Origin of the sequence: Rahnella sp. RcJ3, assembly GCF_009498575.1 — a bacterium.
GTDB lineage: Bacteria > Pseudomonadota > Gammaproteobacteria > Enterobacterales > Enterobacteriaceae > Rahnella > Rahnella aceris.
The window spans coordinates 135,595-151,439 of sequence record NZ_QSNX01000001.1; the positions used below are offsets into that span (position 1 = coordinate 135,595).

12 protein-coding genes and 1 other annotated feature are annotated in these 15,845 nt (G+C 51.8%); of the genes, 5 read left to right on the forward strand and 7 right to left on the reverse strand.

Features of this window, described 5'->3' with window-relative positions; genetic code table 11:
• Nucleotides 1–95: 95 nt before the first annotated feature.
• The 4 genes from ykgO to DXU84_RS00655 all read right to left on the reverse strand — a co-directional run bounded on the left by ykgO (nucleotide 96) and on the right by DXU84_RS00655 (nucleotide 4,977).
• Nucleotides 96–236 carry a type B 50S ribosomal protein L36 gene (gene ykgO / locus DXU84_RS00640; RefSeq protein WP_013576611.1) on the reverse strand — a complete coding sequence of 47 codons (141 nt, stop codon included), beginning with the start codon at nucleotides 234–236 and terminating at the stop codon, nucleotides 96–98.
• Nucleotides 237–256: 20 nt separating this feature from the next.
• Nucleotides 257–511, reverse strand: a complete 255-nt coding sequence (locus DXU84_RS00645; protein ID WP_013576610.1) for a type B 50S ribosomal protein L31 — start codon at nucleotides 509–511, stop codon at nucleotides 257–259.
• A gap of 121 nt (nucleotides 512–632) precedes the next feature.
• Nucleotides 633–3,785 (reverse strand): multidrug efflux RND transporter permease subunit AcrB, encoded by a 3,153-nt coding sequence (gene acrB / locus DXU84_RS00650; protein WP_013576609.1) that lies wholly within the window; start codon nucleotides 3,783–3,785, stop codon nucleotides 633–635.
• Between the two features lie 16 nt (nucleotides 3,786–3,801).
• Entirely contained in the window at nucleotides 3,802–4,977 is a 1,176-nt protein-coding gene (locus DXU84_RS00655; RefSeq protein WP_013576608.1) for an efflux RND transporter periplasmic adaptor subunit, read from the reverse strand.
• A 141-nt stretch (nucleotides 4,978–5,118) separates the two neighbouring features.
• Between DXU84_RS00655 and acrR the strand changes: the two genes are divergently transcribed.
• Both acrR and mscK read left to right on the forward strand, forming a co-directional pair.
• A complete protein-coding gene (gene acrR, locus DXU84_RS00660; protein WP_013576607.1) occupies nucleotides 5,119–5,757 on the forward strand; it encodes a multidrug efflux transporter transcriptional repressor AcrR in 639 nt (212 codons plus the stop codon).
• A 169-nt stretch (nucleotides 5,758–5,926) separates the two neighbouring features.
• Complete coding sequence (mscK, locus tag DXU84_RS00665) at nucleotides 5,927–9,322, forward strand: mechanosensitive channel MscK (protein ID WP_153374583.1); 3,396 nt, start codon at nucleotides 5,927–5,929, stop codon at nucleotides 9,320–9,322.
• Nucleotides 9,323–9,382: 60 nt separating this feature from the next.
• Here mscK and rsmS read toward each other — a convergent pair whose 3' ends face one another.
• Both rsmS and priC read right to left on the reverse strand, forming a co-directional pair.
• Nucleotides 9,383–9,556 (reverse strand): pleiotropic regulatory protein RsmS, encoded by a 174-nt coding sequence (gene rsmS, locus DXU84_RS00670; protein WP_015690305.1) that lies wholly within the window; start codon nucleotides 9,554–9,556, stop codon nucleotides 9,383–9,385.
• A gap of 95 nt (nucleotides 9,557–9,651) precedes the next feature.
• Nucleotides 9,652–10,188, reverse strand: a complete 537-nt coding sequence (priC, locus tag DXU84_RS00675) for a primosomal replication protein PriC (protein ID WP_013576604.1) — start codon at nucleotides 10,186–10,188, stop codon at nucleotides 9,652–9,654.
• Nucleotides 10,189–10,302: 114 nt separating this feature from the next.
• Here priC and DXU84_RS00680 point away from each other — a divergent pair, with 114 nt between their 5' ends.
• Both DXU84_RS00680 and apt read left to right on the forward strand, forming a co-directional pair.
• The gene (locus DXU84_RS00680; protein WP_013576603.1) at nucleotides 10,303–10,671 is read left to right on the forward strand and encodes a DUF454 family protein; all 369 of its coding nucleotides are present in this window, start codon (nucleotides 10,303–10,305) and stop codon (nucleotides 10,669–10,671) included.
• 183 nt (nucleotides 10,672–10,854) lie between these two features.
• On the forward strand, nucleotides 10,855–11,406 hold the full coding sequence (gene apt, locus DXU84_RS00685; protein WP_013576602.1) for an adenine phosphoribosyltransferase: 552 nt from the start codon (nucleotides 10,855–10,857) through the stop codon (nucleotides 11,404–11,406).
• Nucleotides 11,407–11,468: 62 nt separating this feature from the next.
• On the opposite strand, the gene DXU84_RS00690 is transcribed toward apt, so the two are convergent.
• Nucleotides 11,469–13,532 carry an alpha-amylase gene (locus DXU84_RS00690; RefSeq protein ID WP_126125076.1) on the reverse strand — a complete coding sequence of 688 codons (2,064 nt, stop codon included), beginning with the start codon at nucleotides 13,530–13,532 and terminating at the stop codon, nucleotides 11,469–11,471.
• 322 nt (nucleotides 13,533–13,854) lie between these two features.
• Here DXU84_RS00690 and dnaX point away from each other — a divergent pair, with 322 nt between their 5' ends.
• Nucleotides 13,855–15,804 (forward strand): DNA polymerase III subunit gamma/tau, encoded by a 1,950-nt coding sequence (dnaX, locus tag DXU84_RS00695; RefSeq protein ID WP_013576600.1) that lies wholly within the window; start codon nucleotides 13,855–13,857, stop codon nucleotides 15,802–15,804.
• Nucleotides 15,140–15,204: a sequence feature (DnaX frameshifting element), on the forward strand. (Overlaps the previous gene by 65 nt.)
• Nucleotides 15,805–15,845: the final 41 nt, after the last annotated feature.

Sequence of the window (15,845 nt, forward strand, 5' to 3'; positions counted from 1 at the left end):
GGAGCTTTACATCATGTCTTAGCATAAGAAAAAGCCCTGTCGGGCAAGCGACGGGGCTTTTGTTTTTAGTACAGAAGGAATGAGAAGACGAGGTGTTAACGCTTTTTCTTCTTACCTTGTACGGCTTTAAAACGTGGATTGCTTTTGCAAATCACATAAACCCTGCCTTTGCGGCGGACTACGCGGCAATCCGGATGACGATTTTTCGCTGAACGTAATGAACTCAGAACCTGCATAACGATTTCCCTGATGTCATTTATTTCTTACCGAGGAAGCTGCCGAAGCGTTGGTTAAAGCGCGCGGTACTGCCTTCTTTGGAATACTCTTTCTGCTTACCGGTGTAGTAAGGGTGAGAGGCTGAAGACACTTCAATGCTGATATACGGGTAGGTAGCCCCTTCCAGTTCAATGGTGCGGTCCGTCGAGATAGTCGAGCCAACTTTGAAGTATTCGTCAGCACTGGTGTCGTGAAAAACCACGGTGCGGTACGCAGGATGGATAGTGGGTTTCATAATGCCTCTAAGTGTTATGTTATACTATAACATTAATTATGCACTCATCCTTTTTCCGGTTCAAGTCTCAGGCGAAAAAAAAGGCCGCATAAGCGGCCTTTCGTTTAGATGGGAGATCCGGTTACAGCGTCGGATGCTCTACTTTGTGCGTATGTTCGATATCCTCGTTCTTCTTACCAAAGCGGCGACGAACCACCACGAAGAAGACCGGAACAAAGAAGATCGCCAGCAGGGTCGCCGTGATCATCCCGCCCATTACGCCGGTACCTACAGCGTTCTGTGAGCCGGAACCTGCACCGGAACTGATAACCAGCGGCATAACACCAAGGATGAACGCCAGCGATGTCATCAGGATCGGGCGCAGACGCATACGAACCGCTTCAAGCGTTGATTCGATAAGACCTTTGCCTTCTTTATCCATCAGGTCTTTGGCGAATTCAACAATCAATATGGCGTTCTTCGCAGACAGCCCGATAGTGGTCAGCAGACCCACCTGGAAGTATACGTCGTTGCTCAAACCGCGCATCGTAGCTGCAATAAGTGCACCGACAACACCGAGCGGAACCACCAGCATAACCGAGAACGGTATTGACCAGCTTTCGTACAACGCTGCCAGACACAGGAAGACGACGATCAGGGAGATAGCGTACAAGGCCGGGGCCTGGTTACCTGACAAACGTTCCTGATAAGACAGGCCAGTCCAGTCATAGCCGATACCGTTTGGCAGTTTAGAAGCCAGAGACTCCATCATCGCCATGGCAGCACCCGAACTTTTACCCGGAGCTGGCTGACCCAGAATTTCCATTGATGGCAGGCCGTTATAACGTTCCAGACGCGGTGAGCCGTATTCCCATTTCGCACTTGAGAACGCGGAGAACGGCACCATCTGGCCTGCGCTGCCACGGACATACAGATTGTTGATGTCTGATGGCAACATACGGTATTTATTTTCAGCCTGAACGTACACTTTCTTCACACGACCACGATCGATGAAGTCGTTGACGTAGCTACCACCAACCGAGGCACCCAATGTGGTGTTGATGTCGGAAATTGAAACGCCAAGTGCCGTTGCTTTTTCCTGATCAATCTCGATTTTGTACTGTGGTGTATCTTCCAGACCGTTCGGACGAACCTGAGTCAGCAAGTCAGGATGTTGAGCCACCATGCCCAGCAACTGGTTACGTGCTTGTGTCAGTTTGTCATGCCCAAGGTTAGCCTGGTCAATCAGCTGGAAGTCGAAGCCTGTCGCCGTACCCAACTCAACAATCGCGGGTAAGTTGAACGGGAACACCAGTGCATCTTTAATGGTACTGAACGCACCCATTGCACGGCCTGCAATCGCAGGAACCTTGTTTTCAGCGCCGCTACGCTCAGACCAGTCTTTCAGACTGACGAACGCGATACCGGTATTCTGACCACGACCTGCGAAGCCAAAGCCGTTAACCGTAAACACCGAGTTCACGTTAGCTTTTTCTTTGTTCAGATAGTAATCGGTAACTTCATCGAGCACTTTCTGCGTACGTTCCTGGGTTGCACCTGCTGGCAATTGCGCCATGGTCAGGAATACACCCTGGTCTTCTTCCGGCAGGAAGGAGGTTGGCAGGCGGATAAACAGGAATGCCATGCCGACAACGATCAACAGATAAATCACCAGATAACGACCGGTGCTGCGCAGAATGTTGCCTACGCTGTCGGTGTAGTGGTGCGTACTTTGCTCGAATTTCTTGTTAAACCAGCCGAAGAAACCTTTCTTCTCGTGATGCTCGCCTTTGGCAACCGGCTTAAGCATGGTCGCACAAAGCGCAGGCGTCAGGATCATCGCCACCAGAACCGACAGCACCATGGCAGAAACGATGGTGATGGAGAACTGACGGTAGATAACACCGGTTGAACCGCCGAAGAAGGCCATCGGAATGAATACTGCGGACAGCACCATCGCGATACCGACCAATGCACCCTGGATTTGCTCCATGGATTTTTTGGTGGCTTCTTTAGGCGGCAGCCCCTCTTCGACCATGACGCGTTCGACGTTCTCGACGACGACGATGGCGTCATCGACGAGCAAGCCTATCGCGAGCACCATCCCGAACATCGTCAGGGTGTTTATCGAATAACCGAATGCCGCCAGGATTGCAAAGGTGCCCAGCAAGACCACAGGAACCGCGATCGTTGGGATCAGGGTTGCGCGGAAGTTTTGCAGGAACAGGAACATCACCAGGAATACCAGGACGATGGCCTCGAACAGCGTTTTACCGACTTCTTTAATCGAGATTTTTACGAACGGCGTAGTGTCGTATGGGTAAACAACTTCTAAGCCAGCCGGGAAGAACGGTTCAAGTTTAGCCAGCGTGGCTTTTACTGACGCTGCGGTGTTCAGGGCGTTCGCACCCGTTGCCAGTTTGATACCCAAACCTGACGCAGGTTGTCCGTTAAAACGGGCAATAACGTCGTAGTTTTCACCACCGAGTTCGATTTTAGCCACATCTTTCAGGCGAACCTGAGAACCATCCTGATTCACTTTCAGAATGATTTTGCCGAATTCATCCGGTGACTTCAGACGGGTCTGGGCCACGATAGAGGAGTTCAACTGCTGGCCCGGAACCGGTGGCGTACCACCCAACTGACCGGCTGCAATCTGGTTGTTCTGAACTTTGATGGCGTTAATCACGTCCACCGGCGTCAGCTGGAAGTTGTTCAGTTTGTTCGGATCCATCCAGATACGCATCGCGTACTGAGCACCAAACAGCTGAACGTCACCCACACCGGCGGTACGGCTGATAGGATCCTTGACGTTGGAACCGACGTAGTCGGCGATGTCATCCTGAGTCATTGAACCATTGTTGGAAATAAAACCGGCCACCATCAGGAAGCTGCTGCTCGATTTCTCAACGGAGATACCCTGTTGCTGAACTTCCTGCGGCAGCAACGGCGTTGCGAGCTGCAGTTTGTTCTGAACCTGTACCTGTGCGATATCCGCGTCAGTACCTGAAGCAAAGGTCAGGGTAATCTGAACAGTACCGGATGAATCACTGGTCGACGACATGTACATCATGTTGTCGATACCGTTCATGTTCTGTTCAATAACCTGAGTAACGGTATCCTGTACCGTTTGCGCATCCGCGCCCGGATAGGTTGCGGTCAGCTGGATAGCCGGTGGCGCAACGGTTGGATACTGCGCAATTGGCAATTTAAGAATTGCCAATCCCCCCGCCAACATGATTATGATGGCGATCACCCATGCAAAGATGGGACGATCTATAAAAAACTTAGCCATGAATTACCGGCTCCTATTAAGACTTCGTCGCTGTAGCGGGCGCTGCTGCGTTTTGATCGACTTCCTGTGCAGTAACCTGTACGCCTGGCTTAATTTTTTGCAGTCCTGTCACGATAACTTTATCGCCACTTTTTAAACCGTCGGTAACAACCCATTTGTCGCCAATAGCTTGTGTTGTGGTCACAGTACGAAGTTCAACTTTATTGTCAGCGCCGATAACCATCGCTGTTGCATCACCACGTGGGTTACGGGTGATACCTTGCTGCGGAACCAGCAGTGCGTTGTTGTTAACACCTTCATCAAGACGTGCGCGCACAAACATACCCGGCAGCAGGGAATCATTTGGATTCGGGAAGATGGCTCGTAAAGTAATGGAACCGGTGGTTTCATCAACAGTCACATCAGAGAATTCTAATGTACCCGGCTGTGAATATTCTTTACCGTTATCCATCAGCAGTTTGACTTGCGCTTTACCGTCAGCCTGTTTCAGTGAACCGTCAGCCAGTTCCTGTTTCAGACGCAGGAAATCATTGCTGGACTGTGTTACGTCAACGTAGATAGGGTCGAGCTGTTGCACGGTTGCCAGCGCAGTGGCCTGGCCGTTAGACACCAGTGCACCTTCTGTCACAGACGATTTACCGATACGTCCGCTGATCGGGGAGGTCACTTTGGTGTAAGCGAGATTGATGCGTGCAGACTCAACGGCTGCTTTCGCACTGACTACTGCAGCATCAGCCTGTGCCGCAGTTGCGACAGCCGTATCGTAATCTTGCTTGCTGATGTAACTGGTACCGAGCAGAGGCTTGTAACGTGTCACGGTAAGACGGGAAATTTGTGCATTCGCCTGAGCTTTTACCAGATCGCCTTTAGCGCTGTCATACGCGGCCTGATAAGTGGCAGGATCAATTTGATATAAGGAGGTACCGGCTTTGATGTCGCTACCTTCAACGAAGTTACGTTTGAGAATGATACCGTTAACCTGCGGGCGCACTTCAGCAATGCGAAAAGCAGCAGTACGACCAGGAAGTTCGGTAGTCACATTAAGCGGTTCAGTTTTCAGGGTAACGACGCCAACCTGCGGAGCCTGTGGCGCACCTTGCTGAGCTTCTTTATCGTTACATCCTGTAAGTGCTAAGCTTCCGGATAGCATCAGAACTACCGCCAGAGGCGTTAACCCTCTGTTTTTGTTCATAAATAAACCTCAAGTGTCCGATTTCAAATTGTCCAATGGATCACAACATCCCAAATCCATTGCTGCGCTTTTAGTATGTGCGTGCTATGTTACATACATTCAAGAATGTATGTAAATCAAACTCCCCATAAAGATAAACCTATGGCACGAAAAACCAAATCACAGGCACTGGAAACCAGACAACAGATTCTGGATGCTGCTGTGCGTGAATTTTCTGCCCGTGGAGTATCGTCGACATCACTGACTGATATTGCAAATGCAGCCGGTGTGACGCGGGGCGCAATTTATTGGCATTTCAGGAACAAAGTGGAACTGTTTAACGCGATCTGGGAAGCTTATGAATCCCGGATAAAAGTGCTCGAAGTAGAGTATCAGACAAAGTTTCCGAATAATCCACTGCGTATTTTGCGCGAAATCCTTATTTACATACTGGTCGCCACCGTCACAGATAGCCAGCGTAAAGCATTGATGGAGATTATATTCCATAAATGTGAATTTGTTGGGGAGATGACATCGGTTCATGAAGCGCGCAAAGCGCTCTATATGGAAGGATACGGTAAAATTGAGCGTATTCTCGTACGCTGCATTGAAGAAAAGCAACTCCCGGCCAATCTCGATACCCGCCAGGCCGCCGTTATTTTACGCGCCTATCTCTCCGGTTTAATGGAAAACTGGTTATTTATTCCTGAAAGCTTTGATTTAGAAGGCAATGCCGGAAGGTTTGTGGATACGTATATAGATATGCTCCGCCACTCATCCTTTCTTACCATGATAAAATAACGTCTTACTGCTTTCCGCTGTATTAATAAGCCTGCAAATCTGTTCTCCATTTTGGCGACAAAATAAACACACTGATGTTGTATTCAGATACGCTTTTCTCCTTCCTTTCATCGTGAACGCTGCTATTGTCATCACCTATTATTCATTTGGTATGAGTTGACACCGACGTATGTTTATCTGGTTTCTGGCCGCCGCTTCTGACGTAATTTCTCTCCTGAAAAAAAAGGGAATGGCAGGTTTTTTTACGTTTGTGATATGCGTTGCATTGTTTCTTTTCTCCTTCCCCGGTCATGCTGCCAGTAATGATATTCTGGGCCGTAATGAAGTTCAAAACCAGCTTGATGCGTTAAATCGCCAAAAAAACCTGACGCCGGTCGATAAGCTATCGCAACAGGATTTGATCCACACGCTGGAATACCTTGATGCGCTCGATCGGGTGAAACAGGAAGTTAATCAGCTGCAAAAACAGGTCGCAGAAGCACCGCAGAAATTACGGGTGGCGATGGATGGCCTCGAGCAAATCAAAAACAACCCCAAAGATGACGTCAACAAAGCGCAACTTGGCGCTTTATCGCTGCGTCAGCTGGAAAATCGTCTTAACGATACCCTCGATGATCTTCAGTCTTCTCAGGAAGATTTATCCACATTCAATACCCAGCTGATTTCCCTGCAAACCCAGCCGGAACGCGTGCAGAACGCGATGTACACCTATTCGCTGGCTATCCAGAAAATCCGCAATCAGCTCAATGGCATGTCGCCTGGTCAGCAAGATTTACGAACTACTCAGCAAAATATGCTCGTGACGCAGCAGGCTTTGCTGACTGCGCAGATTGATCTGCAACGTAAGAGCCTCGAGGCCAACACTACGTTACAGGATTTACTGCAAAAACAACGCGATTACACCAATGCGCACATCAGCCAGCTGGAACATACCGCGCAGCTGTTGCAGGAAGTGGTCAACGGAAAACGGCTGATTTTGTCTGAACGCACGGCAAAAGAAGCACAGACCCCGGACGACACCTCGGACATCCAAAATGATCCGCTTGTTGCGCAGGAACTGGGGATTAACCGCCAGCTCAGTGAACGCCTGATTGCCGCCACGGAAGAGGGCAACCAACTGGTGCAGAAAAACATCACGGTGAAAAACTGGCTCGACCGTTCGGCGCAGGCTGAGCATGACCTCAAAGAGCAAATCACTGTACTGAAGGGCAGTTTATTGCTGTCGCGCATTTTATATCAGCAACAACAAAATACCATCCCGCCTTCCGGCCTGATAACGGACATGAGCACGCACATTGCCGATCTGCGTCTCGAACAGTTCAAGATCAATCAGCAGCGTGATGCCTTATTCCAGGGCGACAGCTACATTCAGGGCGTAGTGGCCAACAGCAAAGAGACGATTAACGGCGATATCAGTGATGCACTGGATCAGATTGTCGACATGCGACGTGAGCTACTTGATCAACTGAATAAACAGCTCGGTAATCAGCTGTCGCTGGCCATCAGTTTGCAGATTAACCAGCAACAATTGCTGAGCATCAACCAGTCGCTGACCGAAACGCTGACCCAGCAAATTTTTTGGGTGAGCAGCAATAAACCGATGAACTGGGAGTTCATCAAGTCATTGCCAGATGAAGTGAAAAATCAGCTGAGCAGCCTGCATGTCAGTATTCCGCCGGGTGAGCTGATGCTGGGTGCACTGCATTCCCTGCCGGTGACCATTCCGCTGTTAACCGTAATTTTGTTGCTGCTGTGGCGCAGGAAATATATTAACCAGCGGATTGAAATGTTGAGCAATGATGTCGGACAGCTCAAGCGGGACAGCCAATTGCATACGCCGCAGGCGCTGGCATTAATGGCGCTGAATGTTTTGCCCGGCGTCCTGCTGATGCTCGGCATCGGCTACTGGCTTTCAGTGTGTGATATCGAGCCGAGTGATTTCTTCTGGACACTGGCGCAACGGTTGGCGGTTTTCCAGCTGGTGATGGGCTTTTGTTATCGAATTCTCAAACCGGGCGGCATAAATGAACGGCACTTCAATACGCCGGCGGCCACTTGTGCTCACTATCGTCGTTCTGTCATTCGTCTGAGTCTGGTGATGTTACCGCTGATTTTCTGGTCGGTACGCGGTGAGAAAGCGCCGCTCGGGCTGGTGGATGACATCATCGGTCAGGTCGTGATTTTCCTGACGATGCTAGCCCTGACTGTTCTGGTTTTCCCGATTGCGCGCGATGGCTGGCGTGAAAAAGATTCGCACAGTATTCGGCTGGTGGTGGTGACGGCGATTGCCCTGGCACCGATTTTCTTCGTCGGATTGGTGGTCAGCGGGTATTTTTACACCACGTTGCGACTGGCAGGTCGCTGGATTGACAGCCTGTATCTGCTGATTTTCTGGAACATTGCCTATCTTGCGGCATTGCGCGGACTCAGTGTTGCCGCGCGGCGCCTGGCTTATCGCCGAGCGCTGGCGCGTCGCCAGACCATCGCAGCGAAAGATGGCGCGGAGGGCAACGAGCCGGTCGAAGAGCCGCAGATCGGGTTGGATCAGATCAACCAGCAGTCATTACGCCTGACCACGATGGGCCTGTTCTTTATCTTCGCGACAGTGTTTTACTGGATTTGGTCGGATTTGCTGACGGTGATTTCGTATCTGGACAGCATTACCTTGTGGCATTACTCCAGCACGGTGGCGGGCGCGGTCATTCAGCAAACGGTGACGCTGGGGAATTTCCTGCTCGGTTTCCTCGCGGTGATTGTGGCGTATGTATTAACGCGAAATTTGCCGGGATTGCTTGAGGTTGTCGTGTTGTCGCGGCTGCAATTGCGGCAGGGGACGTCCTACGCCATTACGACCATTCTGACCTATTCGATTACGGTGATTGGCGCAGTGACAGCGCTCGGATCGCTCGGCGTCTCGTGGGATAAATTGCAATGGCTGGTGGCCGCGCTGTCGGTGGGGCTGGGCTTTGGTTTGCAGGAGATCTTCGCGAACTTTGTTTCAGGGCTGATCATTCTCTTCGAACGCCCGGTGCGTATTGGCGATACCGTGACCATCGGGACATTCTCAGGCACCGTCAGCCGCATTCGTATCCGTGCGACTACGATTATCGATTTCGACCGCAAAGAAGTAATCATCCCGAATAAAGCGTTTGTGACCGAGCGGCTGATCAACTGGTCGTTGAGCGACACCGTCACCCGCGTGTTGATCAAACTCGGTGTGGCGTATGGTTCCGATCTCGACAAAGTGAAAGAGATCTTATTGCAGGCGGCGCATGAAAATGCCCGTGTGATGAGTGACCCCGCGCCATTGGTGTTCTTCCTGAATTTCGGAGCCAGCACGCTCGATCACGAACTGCGAGTGTATGTGCGTGAGCTGGGGGATCGCAGTTATACCGTGGATGAACTTAACCGCAGCATTGATAAGCTTTGCCGCGAAAACGGCATTAATATCGCGTTCAATCAGCTGGAGGTGTATCTGCATAATCAGGACGGCAGTGAAGTGCAGGAAGTGAAACGTGTAATGCGACAACCGGGCGATGAACCGGATGCATTGCCACAGAGCTGAGAAATTCGGTGCCATTCAGGGGAAATTGACGGGTTCCCCTGAAGCAGGCAGCCGGTCAGCTTAAAGGTAACTGATCGAAAGCGTACTCTTACTGTTTTTCAACTTTTCCTGATAATCGCGTTGTACGATTTCCAGCGCCGCAAGCGCGGTTTCAGGGGCAATTTCATTGCACTCAAGCAGGTAAATCAAATCGACAGCAAGCTGAAGTTCGGGGGGCGCATTTTCTACGGACATATAGGCCAACATTATGATTAGCAGGTTTTGGACTTACTATTATAGATAAGAAAAGGTCCGGCCTGAATGCCGGATTAAAAAAATGTGATAAAGATTCAAAAACCTTTTTCCTGCCGCTCGATTTGTCTCTCTATTTTGGCCAGCGCCTGACGACAACGCATTAAACGTCCTTCGAGCGCCGCCAGTTCCTTCTGCACCCGCTGCTGATCGCTGAATGTCGCCAGCTGACCCAGCGTGGTTTCCCGATCTTCAATCATCGCAATCAGACGTCGCTCGAACTGCTGAGTTTCCGCCAGTTTGGTGTAATTATCATGGCTTTTGCGTTCCGGTGTCTGGTGCGTTTTGCGCAGAGACTGGGTCGCCAGCTCGCGCTGCATGGCGGTAATTTGTGCCACCAGCCGTTCGGCGATAAACGCCACCTGCGCAGAGCGTTTTTCGAGTACTTCCTGATTCAGTTGCCGCAAATTGGTTTTAATTTCTGCCAGATAATCGCGCAACCGGGTGCCTTTGGTTGAGAAAAGTGCGACATCAAACCGTGCCTGTGAGGCGGAAACATGGCCGATCGGTTCAATTTCCCGAGCCAGTGTTTCGATCTGCTGATCGAGGACATGTAAAATTCGTTCTGTGCTCACGATAATCTCCCTTAAACTCTGGCGTAGCTTACCGGTATGACAGCCTCTGCGCACTTGTTTACACTGAGAAACCGTAAATCGTCTATGCAGCCTGTTTTAAGCTGAAGGAAATGCATGAAACGTGTACTACTGATTACCGTTGGCTGGTTGTGTGTGGTGCTGGCGACGCTCGGCGTGGTGTTACCGTTGTTGCCGACAACCCCCTTTTTACTGCTGGCGGCCTGGTGCTTTGCCCGGTCCTCACCCCGTTTCCATCAGTGGTTATTGTACCGCTCATGGTTTGGCAGCTATCTGCGCCACTGGCAGACACATCGCGCGTTACCGAAAGGTGTAAAACCGAAAGCGGTTGCGCTGATTGTGGTGACTTTCGCGATTTCGATATATTTTGTGCCGTTATTGTGGGTGCGTATTTTATTGGTTTGCATGATGTTTGCGTTGCTGATCATGATGTGGCGATTACCAGTGGTTGACCTTGAGCAATAAAACAGGCGATCATGTCCGGCTGCGGGTTGCTTTTTAAAGCAGCTTTGCATAGATTTGGGCATCTCGTACGTCGGTGCGCTCCCAATTTCCTTCCTTGAACGACATGCTTTATACAGGCATGGCGGGGGACATTTGACCGCCCGCGTTTAAGTATGAACAGCAGCTTTATCAGGCAATTACATTATGACCGCTACCGCACAGCAGCTACAGTTTATTAAAGACAGTATCAAAACCATCCCTGACTATCCTAAGCCAGGCATACTGTTCCGTGACGTCACCAGCTTGCTGGAAGACCCAAAAGCTTACGCTGCAAGCATTCAGTTACTGGCCGATCGTTACCGCGATGCTGGCGTCACCAAAGTGGTGGGCACTGAAGCACGAGGTTTCCTGTTTGGCGCACCGGTTGCGCTGGTTCTGGGCGTGGGCTTTGTTCCCGTGCGTAAACCGGGCAAATTACCGCGTGAAACCATCAGCGAAACCTACGATCTTGAATACGGCACTGACAGTCTTGAAATCCACGTTGATGCGATTCAACCTGGCGAAAAAATTCTGGTGATCGACGATTTGCTGGCAACAGGCGGCACGATTGAAGCCACCGCGAAACTGATCCGTCGTCTGGGGGGAGAAGTGACTGATGCTGCATTCATCATTAACCTGCCGGAACTGGGCGGTGAAAAACGCCTGAACGATTCAAATATCAACTGCTACAGCCTGGTCTGTTTCGACGGCCACTGATTCATGCGCGTTGATGTGAACTGGCCTCGCCGTTAACGCGAGGCCTTTTGCTTTCTGCGCCGTTATTTCCCTCTTTCTTCTGCCCAGACCACCATTATTTTATCGTCACCTTGCTGACGGCTGAAGGCATAATATTGCGCCGTCAGCTGCGATTTCTGCACGCCTGCGCCAACCGCCGGATGTTGTTCCCTGAAAGTTCCCAGTTTTTGCCAATGCTTCAGTAAAGCCTGTTTCGGGCCGGTCAGCTCACTCCAGTTCATGTCAGAACGCGTTCCCTGTAAAGGATCTGAACCCGTCGCGCCAAACTGGCGACCACTTTCATCGCCGTAATAAATCTGCACCGCGCCGGGTGCCAGTAGCAAGAAATCTGCGGCGCGCTGCTGTAACGGTAGAGAACCTTTGGCATCGGCAGCGAAAAACAGCCGGGTATCATGCGATGACAAATAACTGAGGACATTGAAATCCTGCATTTTCTCCGCCATCTGCTGATAAGTTGCATCGATGCTGGCAAAACAACTCAGCGCCGCCGCGGCCTGATCCTGAAAATCAAAATTAATCATTGCGTCAAAACCATTGGCGTAATAATCGCTTTTCATCACACCGTGGCCCCATGCCTCGCCGGTCATCCAGAATGGTGCGTCATCCAGCGCCTTTGCAGGATTGGCCGTTTTCCATTGCTTCAGGGCTTCGGCTGAACGGTCTTTGAGTAATGCCAGTGTCGCTTTTTCGACGTGTTTGGCGGTATCCACACGGAATCCATCTATGCCGTAATCCCGTACCCACTGACTGAGCCAGGTGACCAGATAATCACGCGGTGTTGCACCGGGAATTTCACGTGCGGCCGTATCGGGTTTGTTGCGATAGAAAACGGGCAGGCCGCTGGCTTGCGTCGATTCCGTTTTAATATCCGGCAGGAAGGCCAATGACATCGTCAGATCGTCATAACCGGGCGAGTCATAGTCACCAATGTCGGTGCGGATCCATTTTTTCCCCCACCAGGTGCTCCAGCCGTCTTTGTCGCCGAAATTAATATAATCATTAAAACTGTGCCAGTTCTGGCCTGGACCGGGCTTCCAGTCAGTCCAGTTTTTGCCGAGTGTTTTTCCGATGTCATCACCTTTCAGATATAACGAGCCGAACTGGAAGGTTTGCATGTCTGCCAGCGTGGCATAGCCGGTGTGATTGACGACAACGTCAAATAAAATGCGGATCCCACGTTTGTGCGCTTCGCTGACCAGTTTCTGTAAATCTTCGCCGGTGCCCATATTGGCATCGAGTTTTGTCCAGTCGAGCGTGTAATAGCCGTGATAGGCATAATGCGGGAAGTCGCCTTTGGTGCCGCCGCCGACCCAACCGTGGATCTGCTCGAGCGGCGAACTGATCCAAAGTGCGTTAACGCCGAGCTGTTGCAGATAGTCGAGTTTGCTGGTCAGCCCGGCCAGATCACCGCCGTGGAAAGTGCCGATTTCCTGCATTCCGTCACTGTGACGGCCATAGCTGTGATCGTTATCCGGATTGCCGTTTTCAAAGCGATCGGTCAGTACGAAATACACCGTGGCGTTTTTCCAGCTAAACGCCGCGGGCGCTTTGCGCTCTGCTGTTTCCAGTAACAACAGGCCGCCGCTGGCCGGATCCGGCATCATGGTGATGTGGCCGCCGCTGACCTGTGTGCTCTGACCAGAATAAAAATCGCGAACAGTTTCACCCTCAGCAAAAGTGCCGGAGACATCGACGGTCAGCGGTTTTCCATCTCCACGCGGACAGGTTTTCGCCACCGGGGCGACGGTTTCCTCCACCGTTTTCAAACTGAGCTGAAGCGTGGGTGTGCCGCTGCGGGTATCAATTCGAACCTGATAATCCCCCGCGCGGAACAGTTTCCAGTTAACCGGCACCTGGCTTTCACAAGGTTGCAGCGACAGCATTTCGTTAAGCTTTACCGCACCCGTGGGTTGCCAGCACTGATTATCCTGATGTAATTCCAGTGTGCGTTGTCCCTTAGGTAATGTGGCGTGGCTGGTGAATATTCCGCTGACCGGTTCGGCGAAACCGGGGAAGCCTTGCAGCGTCCAGTCGGCCTGTGCGGCGGGAGAAATGAGCAATAATAAAGGCAGTGTCAGGTGTTTCATGGCTCTCCTTACGAAAGGCAGGAAGCATTATCAGAACAGAGGTGAATTTAAGTGTAATGAGTGGGCAAAATTTGCCCTCATCCCGTGAGGCGAATTGTCAGGAGGAGGAGGAAGGTGGAGAAACTGCGGCGCGCTGCGCAAAAAGTAAAGTAATAGGAATGATGGCGACCCTGCTGGTACACTAAGAAGTGGCAGTCTGGCTCCGGCATCATTATGCTGAGTCTTCAGTCTCCGTTTCGCAGACCAGCGCAGAAAGACGGGTTAAACGATGTTTTTTCGTGTATCGTCAAATTATTCATTATAAATCAACGATGAAGTGTTAATGAGCTATCAGGTTCTTGCCCGTAAGTGGCGCCCCCAAACTTTTGCCGACGTCGTCGGACAGGAACATGTGCTGACCGCGCTGGCCAATGGCTTGTCGCTCGGGCGCATCCATCACGCCTACCTGTTTTCCGGTACCCGTGGCGTAGGGAAAACCACCATCGCCCGTCTGCTGGCGAAAGGCCTTAACTGCGAAACTGGCATTACCTCCACCCCTTGTGGCGTGTGTGATAACTGCCGCGAGATCGAGCAGGGCCGTTTTGTCGATCTGATTGAAATCGATGCCGCTTCCCGTACCAAAGTCGAAGACACCCGCGAGCTGCTGGATAACGTGCAATATGCACCGGCGCGGGGCCGCTTCAAAGTTTACCTGATTGACGAAGTGCACATGCTCTCGCGTCACAGTTTTAATGCGCTGTTGAAAACGCTGGAAGAGCCGCCCGCACACGTCAAATTCCTGCTGGCAACGACGGATCCGCAAAAACTGCCGGTCACCATTTTATCGCGTTGTTTGCAGTTCCATCTGAAAGCGCTGGACGCTGAACAGATCCGTAAACAGCTCGAACATGTATTAACCCAGGAAACCATTACCACGGAACCGCGCGCTTTACAGCTGCTTTCGCGCGCTGCCGACGGCAGTATGCGTGATGCGCTGAGCCTGACCGATCAGGCGATCGCGATGGGGCAGGGCGCGGTGACGACCGAAACCGTGGCACAAATGCTCGGTACACTGGATGACGAACAACCGCTGGCAATGCTGGAAGCGCTGGTCAGCGCCGATGGCGGACAGATGATGGCGCAGGTCGAACAGGCCGCGTCCCGTGGCGTGGACTGGGAAAATTTGCTGGTGGAAACGCTGGCGTTGCTGCACCGCATTGCAATGGTTCAGTTGTTACCGTCGGTTCTCGATAATCATTACGCGGCGATTGAACAACGCCTGCGCGAACTGGCGCGTGTCATTCCGCCTGCAGACGTACAGCTTTATTATCAGACCTTACTGATTGGCCGCAAAGAGCTGGCCTATGCGCCGGACAAACGTATGGGTGTTGAAATGACGCTGCTGCGCGCGCTGGCCTTCCATCCGAAAGTGATTATTGCTGAACCGGCTCCCCAGCCAGTCGCAGCCCCAGCTTATGTGGCGCCGCAGGCTCCATCACAACCGGCGGCACCGCGTAACGCACCGCCGCAACAAAACGATAATGCGCCTGCGCCGCAGGGAAATGCAGAACCGGCGTCAATGCCGGATTCCACCGCGCAACTTTTACAGGCACGAACACAATTGCTCAGGCAGGGGAGTACCACCCCAAAAAAAGCTGAGCCGGCAGCGCCAGGAAAAGCGCGGCCGGCAACCTCAGCACTGGAGCGTCTCGCTTCGGTGACTGAGCGTGCGCAGACATTGGCTGTGAAGAAAGAACCTGCCGCGCCGATAAAAGAAGAAGCGTATCGCTGGAAAGCGATGATGGAACCGGAAGTCGCACCGGAACCGGTGGCGACACCGAAAGCGCTGCGCACCGCGCTGGAACATGAAAAATCGCCGGAACTGGCTTCCCGCCTGGCGGAAGAAGCGATTGAACGTGATGAATGGGCGGCTGAGATCAGCCGGATGACCATTCCGAAACTGGTGCAGCAACTGGCGCTGAATGCGTATCGTGAGCAGCCGGAACCAGGCAAAATCTGCCTGCACCTGCGTTCCTCGCAAAAGCACCTGAATTCGCCGTCCGCGCAGAAAGTGCTGACGGATGCTTTATCGGCATTGCATCAGACGCCGGTTGAACTGACCGTGCTGGAAGATGATAATCTGGCGGTGAAGACGCCGCTGGAATGGCGACAGGCCATTTATGAAGAAAAACTGGCGCAGGCGCGTCAGTCTATTATTGCGGATAACAACATTCAGACTTTGCGCCGTTTCTTCGACGCTGAGCTGGATGAGGAAAGTATCCGCCCAATTTAAACGCCGCGATTGTGACGCGGCCATTGCTGAGAGAGAAGACT